Origin of the sequence: Caballeronia sp. LZ035 (assembly GCF_031451175.1) — a bacterium.
GTDB lineage: Bacteria > Pseudomonadota > Gammaproteobacteria > Burkholderiales > Burkholderiaceae > Caballeronia.
In genome coordinates this window covers 16,157-28,662 of record NZ_JARUXS010000004.1, presented here as the reverse complement: position 1 = coordinate 28,662, position 12,506 = coordinate 16,157, and the positions used below count along the sequence as shown (strand labels likewise).

Below are 12,506 nucleotides of genomic sequence, written 5' to 3'. Positions count from 1 at the left end.
CAGCGTTACAGTGCGCCCAGTGTTGCGGCGGACGAGTTCGCTGGAAATCGGGGAAAACACTATTCGCGTCATTTGACGGAGCCGCATTACTATGTAGTAACTCGGACGCAGCCCGCAGCGCCTTTTGAAACCGGCGTGCATGGAAGTCTGCACGGGCGCATCATGCCGCGTGGGATTGCGCGGCCATCGCCCTGCCTGATTCGAAGTCGAACATTGGAGAGAGCTCATGAACAGCACGCGAGTCGTCAACGGCGAACGAGGTCATCGATACGACGCCATCATCATTGGCGCCGGGTTCTCCGGCCTGTATCAGCTCCACATGCTGCGCGACCGCCTCGGACTCGACGTACGGCTGCTGGAAGCGGGAGACGGCGTCGGCGGGACGTGGCACTGGAATCGTTATCCGGGCGCACGCTGCGACTCGGAAAGCTACTACTACTGCTACACGTTCTCCGACGAGCTTCAGGACGAATGGGAATGGAGCGAGCGCTACCCGGATCACAACGAGATTCGCCGCTATCTGAATCATGTGGCGGACCGGCTGGCGTTGCGGCCGGACATCCAGCTGGATACCCGCGTGACACAGGCGTCCTATGAGGAGACGCAGAATCTCTGGCGCGTCTCGACTGAAAACGGCGAACAGTTCGAAGCACGGTATCTGGTGACGGCGGTCGGCTGCCTGTCCACGGCGAACGTGCCGTCGCTTCCGGGCCTGGCGACATTCGCCGGCGAGCGCTATCACACGGGACGCTGGCCGGCGCAGGGCGTGGCGTTCGAAGGCAAGCGCGTCGGATTGATCGGCACGGGCTCAACGGGCATCCAGGCGGCGCCGGTCATCGCGCAGCAGGCCGAACGCCTGACGGTGCTCCAGCGAACGGCAAACTACAGCGTTCCGGCGCGCAACGGCCCGGTCGATCAACGCTTCCGCGACTGGGCCGCGACGCATCGCAAGGAGATCCGTGCGAAATCGCGCGGTTCGATCAACGGTCACCCTTTCGATGTGTCCACGCGATCCGCGCTGGAAGTCTCCGCTGACGAACGCGAACAGGCTTATCACGCCGCGTGGGAACGCGGCGGACTGCGTTTCCGGGCCACCTTCAAGGACCTGCTGACCGACCGCGAGGCGAACGAGACGGCGTCGCAGTTCATTCGCGAGCGGATCGCCGATATCGTCAAGGATCCGGCCATTGCGGAGAAGCTGACACCGCGCGATCACCTGTATGCGACGAAGCGGCCGCCGATCGATACCCACTACTTCGAGACCTTCAACCGTGACAATGTCGAACTGGTCGATCTCAAGGCCACACCGATCGTCGAGGTCGTGCCGGAGGGAATCCGCACCAGCGACGCGTTGATTCCGCTCGACGTGATCGTGTTCGCCACAGGGTTCGACGCGCTGACGGGTCCGCTGATGGCGCTCAACATCGAGGGCCGCGGCGGACTGAAGCTGAAGGACGCATGGGCGCATGGCCCGCGTACTTATCTCGGACTACAGTCGCCGGGCTTTCCCAACCTGTTCACCATCACGGGACCGGGGAGTCCGTCGGTATTGACGAACATGCCTATCGCCATCGAGCAGCATGTCGAATGGATCACGGCTTGCATCGGGCGGATGCGCGATCAGGGCGCGACGCGTATCGAGCCGGCCGACACCGCCGCCGAGAACTGGGCCAGGCATGTCAACGAGGTTGCGGACGCGACCTTGATGCCCATGGCGAGTTCATCGTGGTACCTCGGGGCGAACATACCAGGCAAGCCGCGTGTCTTCATGCCTTATGCCGGCGGCATGGCGCGTTATGCGGAGATCTGCGGCGAAGTCGCGAGCAAGGGATACGAAGGCTTCTTGATCAGCTGACGTATCGAACAGGATACGGATGCCGTTGTGTCATGGGCACATGTCAAAGGTAAATCCGCGGGCCACCGGCAGGCAAATACAGCTGCTGGTAGAACACGGGTTCTCCGCCGGGGCTGCTGCCCATGATCTCGAGATGCGTGCCGTAAGTCTTTTGCGGCAACTTCAATGCTTCGCCTACGTGGCGCGGCAGCACCGCAGTGCGTACCGTATGCACGATGCGCGACGCGGAAACCTGATAGATCTCCTTGATCAGCTTCACGAAGTTCTCGCTTCGCAAGGTTTCGAAAGGCGCATCGATGAAGTGCGGGAAGCGCGCAGCGTCCAGGTAGAAACAACTAAAGAACGTGTAGTCTTCGGCAACGATGATGCGGTCGGTCCGGACAATGCGCCGGTCTTCGACATCGCAGCATAACCAGCGCGCCCACGCGGCATCCGACTCGACCTCGACGCGCCGCGACACGGAACTGGTCATTGGAATGAAGCGATGGCCGTCCGCTGACAGGATCTGGAAGATCCACGGTTCACCCAGGCGCTTCTCTCTTGGAATGATGAAGGTTCCGTGGCCGCGTTTGCGCTGCACATAGCCTTCGCTGACGAGAGAGCCGACCGCTTTCTGGACGGTTCCCAGACTGAACGGCGTGATCTTCGCCAGGGTTTGTTCGGTCGGCAACTTGTCGCCGTCGCGCCAGTGACTGTCCTCGATGGCCGCGATCATCACCGCCTTGAGATACTCGTGCTTGAGCGGACTTTCCGCGGCTTTCGATTGATATAACTGGAAGAAGTTGTCGACGATCATATTCTCTCGGTACTATCGCGCGCGCAGGTGAGCACGCAATCAAACTGCGACGCGCTCCTGCACGGTGTCGTCTCTTGTGTCTGGCCTGTGCACAGGATTGATCCGGTGACTGTGCTTGTGTTTCCTGCACTTGCATGGTCACCGGGATCCAGAGTCCTTATTGTGCGACACGCGCCGTGGCAACGCTAGTCGGTATTCGTCCGTCGCGAGATCAGCATTCCACCGGGACAATCCACTCCCCATCCGAATCTCCTCTACTCCGGGAAAAGAGTCGCGCTCAGGAAGTCTACAAACGCGCGCACTTTTGGCGGCGTCATCCGTCCCGACGGCCACAGTGCGCGGAACGGAATTCGGTCATGCAGGAAGTCGCTCAGCACGATAACGAGCGAGCCCTCCGCCAATTGCGCGCGCACCGCGAAGTCCGGCGCATTGGTGAAGCCCAGCCCTTGCTCCGCCAATGCGATCAGCGGCTCGACCGCACTCGCCACAGCCGTCGACGGCAGTTCCACCTCGACAGGCACGCCATCGCGCACGAACGCCCAGCGTCGCAAGCGCCCCGTGCGGGAGAAGCGATGTTGCAGGCACGCATGCGTCACGAGATCTTCCGGCTGAGCCGGTGTGCCGTGCTGCGCGAGATACGCCGGCGAAGCGACGATCACATGCGTGTAGTGCCCGAGCGTGCGCATCGTGAGTTGCGAATCGAGTGCGTCGCCGGTGCGGAGCACGACGTCGAAGCCGTCCTCGATGACATCGACGATGCGATCGCTGAAGTCGATGTCCAGCTGCACGCCCGGATAGCGGCGCATGAACCCGGACAGCACCGGCATGAGCAAGGTGCCGACCAGCGGAATACTCACGCGCAACCGGCCGGTCGGTGTGGTCCGGGAAAGCGCCAGTTCAGCTTCCGCTTCCTCGATCTCGCCAAGAATGCGCTGGCAGCGCGCGAGGAACAGCTCGCCTTCGTTCGTCAGACGCACGCTGCGGGTGCTGCGATGAAAGAGCCGCACCGCGAGCCGCGTCTCGAGGCGCGCGATCGCCTTGCCGATCGCCGATGCGGACAGCCCGAGCTGCCGCCCCGCTTCCGCGAAGCTCAGCGTCTCCGCCGCGCGCGTGAAGACGACCATGCCGCTCATGTGATCCAGCGCGCCGCCCGCGCTTGCATTGGCTGCGCTCGCGCGCGCAAGGGAATCCGGTTCAGTCATCGCAAGGCTCTCCTTTGTGCGCTCACTCTGCTGTTCGTGCGTCCGGACATCGTTGTCCGCTGCGCCGCGTTCAGTAAATGCGCAGTTTGCGCGTGTCGATGCAGGCGTGCGCCACAAACTGACTGTTCGTCTCGACCAAACAATGCAAGCCCGTCCGCGCCGAGCCACCCCAGCCGGGACGCGGCGGATTGTGGACGCGCGCGTCCGCAGTGCCGCGACTCGCAGACGGTTTTTCCCGCTTCGGCATGGCGCTACATTGCCGTCAAGCGTCGCCGCGCAGCGCGTCGGCAGCATCCAACCCGAAGCTCACTCCTTGTGGAGATCAACATGTCCAAGCTCTTCTCGACCGTCCAGATCGGTTCGTATGAATTCGCGCATCGCGTCGTGCTGGCCCCGCTCACCCGCATGCGTGCCGAAAGCGGCGCACGCCCCGGCCCGCTGATGGCCGAATACTATGCGCAACGCAGCTCGCCCGGCGCGCTGCTGATCGGCGAGGCGACCATTGCATCGCCCGAAGGCAACGGCTATCTCGGCGCGCCTGGCCTCTACGATGACAGCCAGATCGCTGGCTGGAAAGCCGTCACGGATGCCGTGCATGCCAAAGGCGGCCGCATCTTCCTCCAGCTTTATCACGCGGGACGCCAGTCGAATGCACAGTTGCAGCCGAACGGCGGACAACCTATCGGGCCGTCGGAGATTGCGCACGGCGGGGTCGCTTATACGGAGTCCGGCTGGGCGCCGAACACGCCGAATCGCGCGCTTCGCACGGAAGAGATGGCGGGCATCGTCGAGCGCTTTCGCCAGGCGGCGGCGCGTGGCGTGAAAGCCGGTTTCGATGGGGTCGAACTGCACGCGGCCAACGGCTATCTGTTCGATCAGTTCCTTCAGGACGGCAGCAACCAGCGCACCGACGAGTACGGCGGCTCGATCGCGAATCGCGCGAGTCTCTTGCTCGACGCGACGCGTGCGGTGATCTCCGTGTGGGGCGCGGACAAGGTCGCCGTGCGGCTCGGTCCGAGCGGCTCCTGGGGCGACATGTCCGACAGCGATCCGCAAGCGCTCTTCGGCTACGTAGCGGATGAACTGAACACGCTGAACATCGCGTATCTGCATCTGATCGAGCCTCGCATCGCCGGCAACATCGAGGACGACACGCGCGATCAGCGGCCGGTCGCGGCGCCATCGCTGCGCGCGCGCTTTCACGGTCCGATCATCGTGGCGGGCGGCTTCGACGGCGACAGCGCCGAAGCGATCGTCCAGTCAGGCGACGCGGACCTGGTCGCATTCGGGCGACACTTCATCGCGAACCCGGACTTGCCCGAGCGGCTGCGCAAACATCTGCCGCTGAATCCGTACGACCGCCCCACCTTCTTCGGCGGCACGGAAGCGGGGTATACCGACTACCCGTTCTATCGCGGGACGGCGATTGCGGCGTGATGGCGCTGCGCTGGAACGTGCTCGTTTGCTTTCCAGCGCGCCCGACGTGTCCGCGCGGATCGTGCCCGGAGGAAGACAACAACCTTAGCGATCTTCGGTCAACGCCTTCACTAACGCATTCACACGCGCGGCACGCACGCGCGATCCGGGCAACACGAGACTCACCGCCAGCGGCGCAGGCCGGCAGTTCGGCAACACTTCAACGAGCGAACCTTCAGCGATATACGGCCGGGCGTAAAACGCAGGCATCTGTGCAATGCCGATGCCATTCACCGCTGCCTCTGCAAGCGCCTCGCCGTGGCTGATGCGAAACGGAGAATGAGGCGTCATCGTGATCTGCTTGTCGTTCTCGATGAATTCGAGTGGACGATCGCGGCCATTCGTCGGCATGCGAAAGGCAATCACCGCGTGATGCTCCAGATCGCGGACAGCGCGAATCTCGTCGTGGGCGACGAGATAGCGTGGACTCGCGCACAACACGAGCGGCTGTTCATCGATCCGATGCGCGATCAGCGACGAGTCTTCGAGCGCGCCGAAGCGAATGGCGGCATCGAGGCCTTCATCGAGCAGGCTCACGCGTCCATCGGAGAGGCGAAGATCGAACTCAAGCGCGGGATGGCGTTCGCGAAGCCGCGCGAGCATTGGCAGTACGATCCGTACCCCGTAGCCGATTGGCGCGCCGATCCGCAGGACGCCAGCCGGCTCGTCGGACTCTCCGACCGTCGCCAGATCCAGCGCTTCGATCTGCGCGAAGAGTTGCTCGCACTTCGAAAAAAGCACCCGCCCTTCGTCGGTCAGCGACACCGCGCGCGTCGTGCGATGAAACAGCCGCGCGCCGAGATTCTGCTCCAGACGCGCAACGCTCTTCGCCACCGACGAAGGTGCGAGCCCCAGATCGCGTGCGGCTTGCGCAAAGCTGCCGTGCCGGGCCACCGCCAGAAAATGAACGAACTGGTTTAGATTTTTCATGCGTGATTCGCGACTCGGCGTCGTCAAAGTGATGACAGGGCGGGCGCCATTCTGCGGCCGCTTCTCCCCTACAGTGCATGCAGATGCGGCGTTCCTTGATCGCGCCGAACTTTTGATCGCTTCAACTACTGGGAGATACCGGCTATGTCCGTCATTCACGCCGATGCCATCGAATACGACTTCGGCGGCTCTCGCACACGCATTCACGTATCCGGCGCGCACACCGGCGACGCGTATTGTGTGCTCGAAATCGCATCACCGGCTGGGCGTGCCACGCCCATGCATCATCACGACAGAGAGGAAGAAACGATCGTGATCGTCGAGGGCGCACTCAAGGTCGTCGTGAACGGCGCGCCGAAAGTATTGCACGCGGGTGAATCCCTGACGCTCGCGCGCGGCGAACGCCATCAGTTGATCAACGTCGGCGCGCAGACGGCGCGGTATCTCGTGATCTGCGTGCCGGCGGGTTTCGATCGTTTCGTTCAGGCCTGCGCGGACCCGCAGCCCGCGCCCGCCGAATTGCATGAACCCACCGTTGCGGCCAAATCGCGCATGGTCGAGGCCGCCGCGCGCTTCGGCATCACGATCCATCCGCCAGCGGCCGCGCGTGAATGACGTCAGGCGTGGCCTATGAGGTCCGCAGTGCCCTTGAACGGGAGCGGGTTTTCTGGAAGGCGGCTAACGCGGGCGTTTGCTACGGCCACCCACAGGTTTGTCTGCCGGCTTGCGGGATCCCGCAGGCGGCTTGCCGACGGGTTTGCTCCGTGGCCTGGTCACGCTGAATGGATTCGGGCCTGAGAGGCTTGTGCCTTCGCCTCCAGTCGCGGGCTTGCCACCTTGCGGCTGCTGCTTTTTGCCGATTCCCTGCACTGCCTCCGGCGCTTGCAACGCCTTGTGCTTCTTCGGCTTCTTCGGCTTCTTCGGCTTCTTCGGTTTCTTGATGATCTGTCCCGTCGCGCTGGTTTGCGGTACGCGGTGCTCGGCTTCAAAGCCCGGCACCTCTTCGCGACGCAGCGTTTGCCCGATCAACGCTTCGATCGCCGCCAGTTGCGGCGCTTCGTCGGCGCACACGAGAGACACGGCCACGCCACTCGATCCCGCCCGGCCGGTACGCCCGATTCGATGAACATAGTCCTGCGGCTTGATCGGCAGATCGACGTTGATCACGAGCGGTAGCGCGTCGATATCCAGCCCGCGCGCGGCGACATCGGTGGCAACCAGCATGTGCACTTCGCCTGTCTTGAAGCGTTCCAGCGCACGCAAGCGCGCGGGCTGCGGCTTGTCGCCGTGGATGGTATCCACCGCGTAGCCCGCTTCATCCAGCATGGCGGACAGGTAGTCTGCGCCGTCGCGGGTCTTGACGAACACCAGTGCGTGCGTCCACTTCTTCTCAGCCACGAGATGCATGAAGAGACCTGGCTTGTTTCGCTTGTCCACCGTCACCACCCATTGCCGGATCTTGCTTGCAGTGACATTGGGCGGGCTGACGCTGATATCGACCGGGCTGCGCAGAATGCTCGCCGCCATGGCGCGGATCTCGTCGGTGAACGTGGCAGAGAACAAAAGGGTTTGCCGCGCAGCGGGCAAGGCCTCAAAGACAGCGTCGAGCTCGCGCGCGAAACCCAGGTCGAGCATGCGATCGGCTTCGTCGAGCACCAGCGTTTCTATCTGATCGAACTGCACCGCGTTCTGACGATTGAGATCCAGCAGACGGCCGGGCGTGGCAACGAGCACGTCCACGCCCTTGCGCAGCTTCATCATCTGCGGATTGATACTGACACCGCCATACGCTGCCGTCATTCGCAGATCGAGCCCTTCGCCGTAGTCAACAAAGCTTTGCAGCACTTGTTCAGCCAGCTCGCGCGTGGGCACCAGCACGAGCACGCGCGCACGGTTGCTGGACACTCGCGGGCCTTGTTGCACGAGTCGTTGCAGCAGCGGCAACGCAAATCCCGCTGTCTTGCCCGTTCCGGTCTGGGCCGAAGCCATGACGTCACGGCCATCGAGCACGGCCGGAATCGCCTTGACCTGAATGGGTGTCGGTGTCTGGTAGTTGAGACGCTGCGCGTTCTTCAGCAGCGGGTCGATCAGACCAAGCGAGGCAAACGACATACAGGGAATCCGGGCTAAAGCCGCAATTTTAACGGCTACGGGGTTGAGCGCGCCCTCCGGCGTGACGCCATCAATCCGCACAGACCTGCATATCACTCACAACCGCTCAATCTTCTGCTCAAAGTAGCTTCTACCTGCGCGCGCTTTTCGTACTTCGCGATTAACAGAAATACTGCTAACCACTCAGGGTTCCTTTACTAAACTCGTAATGCCCTTCCTTCGCGACATGGTTTCCGGAGGCTGCCCGTGGCTGAGAATGGACCCGCCAAGAAGTCCGACAACGCGCATCCTTCCCTCCGGGAAACGATACTGCGCACCATCAGCGCATGCGTGATCGGAGCGCTCGTCGCGATTGTCATTCCGTCGCTTTTCGGCGAGGAGTTCGCCACCCGCAAGGCGGCGCGCGTCGTCGCGCCGTTGGTGGGCGCGTTCTACAAGCCCGACGTGCGCAACGACGACATCACGGTCGTGCTCGTCGACGAAAAAGCTGTCGAAGACAATCAAGAAAGCTGGCCGCCTTCGTACAACTTTTATGCCAAGATCGTCGACGACGTCGCTCGATACCGGCCTCGCGCGATCTTCGTCGACCTGATCTTTTCCTCCGTGCGCGCCGACGCGAATGTGAAGGGACTGCAAACCGTCCTCAAGAACGCGCAGGCCGAACATATTCCTGTCTTCCTCGCCGCCGCACTCAATGACAAGCGCGAGCTGTTCGTGCGCGACGGACTGGAAGGACTCGCGACCAAGGTTGCCGTCGAATACGACCCCGACGAACTGGATCATGTCGTCTGGACCTATCCGATGGTCGCACGCGATTCGAAGCATGCGCGCAGCGCAGCGCTTGCCATCTACGAAGACGCGCTGCATCACCGGATAGAAGACCCCAGGGAGGAACTCGCGCTCACGTGGGGCTTGTATCCCGTGCGCGATGGCATCGAATGGACGGTCCTGAATGGCAACGGCCGGCGCGAAGCCGCGCACCAGGATGAAAAGGGCGAGAAAGGTCGTTATCCGGATCCTGCCTCCGATGTCTTCAAGGAAAACTACGATCTGTATTGCAACGAAAACCAGCAAGCAGCGCCGCTCGTCATCGGCGCCGTGTGGCACGCGCTCGTTGCCAGGCATGGCAGGCCGGTCTGCGTTTTTCATCACACGCTCTATGCGCGCGAAATGAACTATCCGAGCACGGCTCAAAGCGATCGCTTTCAGTGGCTCCTGAAGGACAAGGTCGTGATGATCGGCAGCGCATACGCCTATTCGAACGATGTGATTGTGTCTCCGATTCAGGATCGCGTACCCGGCGTGTATCTGCACGCGATGGCGCTCGACAATCTGATCACGCGCGGCCCCGACTACACGAAAGCGATCGAGCTTCACGAACTGGAGGCCGATGGCCCGCACGCGCGCGCGCTGCTGCTGCTCGTCATCGGCGGATGCTGCGTGCTGCTGCTCGGGCTCTTCAAGGAGCGCGTGATCGAGCCGATGAAGGAACGCTACCGGGACATGCGGGAACCGGAGCGGATCAAGATCGACGAAACGATCGTCACGACCACGCGCGCGCCGGATTCCGACCAGTCCGACAGCGCCGACAGCGAACAGCGCGTGACCCTGCACATGCACGCCGAAGTGGTCACGCAGCGGCGCGGGCGCAAGCCCGCACGCTTCGCACGCTTTGTCGCCAGGCTGGCCGAAGGCGTCTTCCTGACGTGGCTGAAGGCGCTGGAAGTGCTGCTGTCGGTCGTGATGATCTGCGTGCTGCTGTACCTCGGGCACTGGGTGTTCAACGTGCCGTATCTGGCGATCGTGCACGTGACGTTGTTCGCGCTCGTGGCCGAATGGTTCGAATGGAACAAGAAGCTCGTCGACTGGTATCTCGGAGACAAGGAGAAATCATGAACAGCAATCCGATATCGCATCATGTCGCCGTTGCGCTGCTCGCGCTTGCGGCCAGTGCGCTCGCGCATGCGGAGGGCACGGACATCATCTCGGCGAGTCAGTCGGACGTGCAGTTATACACAGGGCCGTCGATCGCTGATAAGGGCGCAAAGATACCGGCAGGGAACTTCCCATGGGCGATCATCCAGAAATCGAAAGGCTTCTACGAGATCAAGACGGCAACCGGCTCCGCCTGGGTCAATTCGATGGACGTGCGCACGGCCCCGGCCACCGCGTTCGTATGCAGCACGCCGCCCGCGGCCGCGCATGTCGCCGGTTCGAAGAATGCGGGCTCTGCGAGGTGCAACTGATCATGACCCCACGTGCGCTCAGGATCGGCCTCGCCGTGGCGTGCGGCCTGATGACATCAGCCTGCTCGGATACCCGACTGCCGACCAGCATCACGGATCTGATGCCCGGCGCCAGGAAGGACGCCACGATGCAGAAGGCCGGGCAGATACCGCCGCCCGTGCAGCGCGACTGGCCATCGGTGACCGAAGACCTCGACAACAATCGCGCAGACGGCTGGGGTCTCATCGCGATGCCCGAGATGGAGCGCTATCTGAACGGCCTGCTCGCCAGGATCAAACGGACCGCCGGCGTGCCGGACTATCCCGGCACCGTGCACATCACGGCGGATACGGCGCTGGCGGCATCGTCATCGGCGGCGGGCAACATCTATATCTCGCAGTACTGGATCTCGGTCGTCGAGAGCGAGGATGAGATCTTCGCGGTGCTCGCGCATGAATTCGGTCACGTCTATCTGAATCACTATGCCGCGAACAACGTCAAGACCGCCGGAGAAGCCGGCGCCGCGTTGACGACGCTCGCCTGGACGTATGCAAACAAGCGCGCGAGCACGACGCAATGGTCGGGCGTGGACAATATTTTCGTCGTGCAGGCGCTCGGCACGCGCGCGCTGTTTCCCGCATGGGAGCGCACCCAGGAAGAGCAGGCCGACCTGTTCGGTGCGACCATCAGTTTGAAAAACGGCTACTCCTACCCCGAGGGCTTCAAGACTTTCCTCGAACGCATCGGTGCCTACGACAAGCAGGCAAAGGAACGGCAAAAGCAGCTCAGGGCGATGCAGAGCGCCGCCGAGCGCGACAAGACCGTTAAAGACGCCAACGCTCAACCGATCAAGCTGCCGACCCTTGGTGGCGCGCTGCCCTCGCTGGGTTCGCAGGCAGGCACGATCAACACGCTCACCGATGCGCTCTCCGCCGGCACGAACAAGGAAGTCGACGTGAAAGGGACGATGGGCGGCGTCGCGTTCGATACGCAACATCTGATCGAGGATCAGGTGGGGACGGCGGTGGAAGCGTTGCAGGAAACCCATGGTGATGCCGCCGAACGCGAAGCCGACTTGCGCAAGGCGGTCGAACCGCTGCTCGGCGCCGACATGCCCGACGCCCGCGTGCAGCCGTGGACGAACGTCCGCAAGCAAGGCACGACGCCGACGATTCTCGCGCACTACGCGCTCGTGCCCAAGGCGCAAGAGCTGCAGGCGCAGCGGCGCTATGCGGAAGCCGCATCGACCGTGCAGACCATCGCATCGGGTCCGACCGCCAACGACGGCCTGCCGCTCTACATGCTCGCCAACTTGTCGAGCCTGTCCGCGCCCGGGCGACAGGATTCGACCATCGCCATACTGCGGCGCAACCAGAACGCGCGCGAGCGCTCATGGCAAGTGCAAGTGAATCTCGCGACGCGCATGGTGGCCGCGCACGACAAACCCGGCGCACAGACACTGATGCAGCAGCAGTTCGACGCATTCAGCCGCGCCCCGCTCACGTGGGTGTCCATGGTGTCGTTCTATCGACAAAACGGCGACATCAAGACCGCGAAAGACATGGCGACGAATTGTGCGGTCGCGCACCCCGACTACCGCGTGCCGTGTCAGACGGCGGCGCAGACGCCCACTGAAAGCAAGATGGGCGAGAAGAGCGGCGGCATGGGGCACATTCACGAAATACTCGACAAGTGGATCGGCACGAGTACGAACACGAGCAAATGAGAGATGGACTGTGCCGAACCCCGCCGTCTCCCGCAAGGCACCGTACCCTTCATTCCTCTGCGGGCGCCAAAGCGGGCAAAGGCTCGTCCATCTTCGTGCTTGTCCGCCGTGCCTGGATGCGACCTTGCCTCGCCGCGTCCGCACTTCGGCCTCGAAGTGTGTCAACGCGCTATCCAGCGAAGA

10 protein-coding genes are annotated in these 12,506 nt (G+C 62.8%); 6 read left to right on the top strand and 4 right to left on the bottom strand.

Translation table 11 applies throughout. The annotated features are described in order from the left end of the window. Positions 1–226: 226 nt before the first annotated feature. Positions 227–1,855: an NAD(P)/FAD-dependent oxidoreductase gene (locus tag QCE88_RS30470; protein ID WP_309908880.1), complete on the top strand. Its 1,629-nt coding sequence runs from the start codon at positions 227–229 to the stop codon at positions 1,853–1,855. Positions 1,856–1,898: 43 nt separating this feature from the next. On the opposite strand, the gene QCE88_RS30465 is transcribed toward QCE88_RS30470, so the two are convergent. Continuing rightward, on the bottom strand, positions 1,899–2,570 hold the full coding sequence (locus QCE88_RS30465; RefSeq protein WP_309908877.1) for a GntR family transcriptional regulator: 672 nt from the start codon (positions 2,568–2,570) through the stop codon (positions 1,899–1,901). Positions 2,571–2,905: 335 nt separating this feature from the next. Then, positions 2,906–3,853, bottom strand: coding sequence for a LysR family transcriptional regulator (locus QCE88_RS30460; protein ID WP_309908876.1), 948 nt, complete (start codon positions 3,851–3,853; stop codon positions 2,906–2,908). A 327-nt stretch (positions 3,854–4,180) separates the two neighbouring features. Between QCE88_RS30460 and QCE88_RS30455 the strand changes: the two genes are divergently transcribed. Next, complete coding sequence (locus QCE88_RS30455; RefSeq protein ID WP_309908875.1) at positions 4,181–5,290, top strand: alkene reductase; 1,110 nt, start codon at positions 4,181–4,183, stop codon at positions 5,288–5,290. Between the two features lie 84 nt (positions 5,291–5,374). On the opposite strand, the gene QCE88_RS30450 is transcribed toward QCE88_RS30455, so the two are convergent. Next, a complete protein-coding gene (locus QCE88_RS30450) occupies positions 5,375–6,259 on the bottom strand; it encodes a LysR family transcriptional regulator (RefSeq protein WP_309908874.1) in 885 nt (294 codons plus the stop codon). Positions 6,260–6,403: 144 nt separating this feature from the next. Here QCE88_RS30450 and QCE88_RS30445 point away from each other — a divergent pair, with 144 nt between their 5' ends. Beyond that, positions 6,404–6,874, top strand: coding sequence for a cupin domain-containing protein (locus tag QCE88_RS30445; protein ID WP_309908873.1), 471 nt, complete (start codon positions 6,404–6,406; stop codon positions 6,872–6,874). A gap of 63 nt (positions 6,875–6,937) precedes the next feature. Here the strand turns inward: QCE88_RS30445 and QCE88_RS30440 are convergent, their stop codons facing one another. Continuing rightward, positions 6,938–8,371, bottom strand: coding sequence for a DEAD/DEAH box helicase (locus QCE88_RS30440; RefSeq protein WP_309908872.1), 1,434 nt, complete (start codon positions 8,369–8,371; stop codon positions 6,938–6,940). Positions 8,372–8,617: 246 nt separating this feature from the next. On the opposite strand from QCE88_RS30440, the gene QCE88_RS30435 reads away from it, so the two are divergent. From QCE88_RS30435 to QCE88_RS30425, 3 genes are read left to right on the top strand one after another with little or no spacing between them, the layout of a single operon-like run. After that, positions 8,618–10,267, top strand: coding sequence for a CHASE2 domain-containing protein (locus QCE88_RS30435; RefSeq protein ID WP_309908871.1), 1,650 nt, complete (start codon positions 8,618–8,620; stop codon positions 10,265–10,267). Beyond that, positions 10,264–10,617 (top strand): hypothetical protein, encoded by a 354-nt coding sequence (locus tag QCE88_RS30430; protein WP_309908869.1) that lies wholly within the window; start codon positions 10,264–10,266, stop codon positions 10,615–10,617. The genes QCE88_RS30435 and QCE88_RS30430 overlap by 4 nt, the downstream gene beginning before the upstream one ends. 2 nt (positions 10,618–10,619) lie before the next feature. Then, positions 10,620–12,323, top strand: a complete 1,704-nt coding sequence (locus tag QCE88_RS30425) for a M48 family metalloprotease (protein WP_309908866.1) — start codon at positions 10,620–10,622, stop codon at positions 12,321–12,323. The last annotated feature ends 183 nt before the right edge of the window (positions 12,324–12,506 follow it).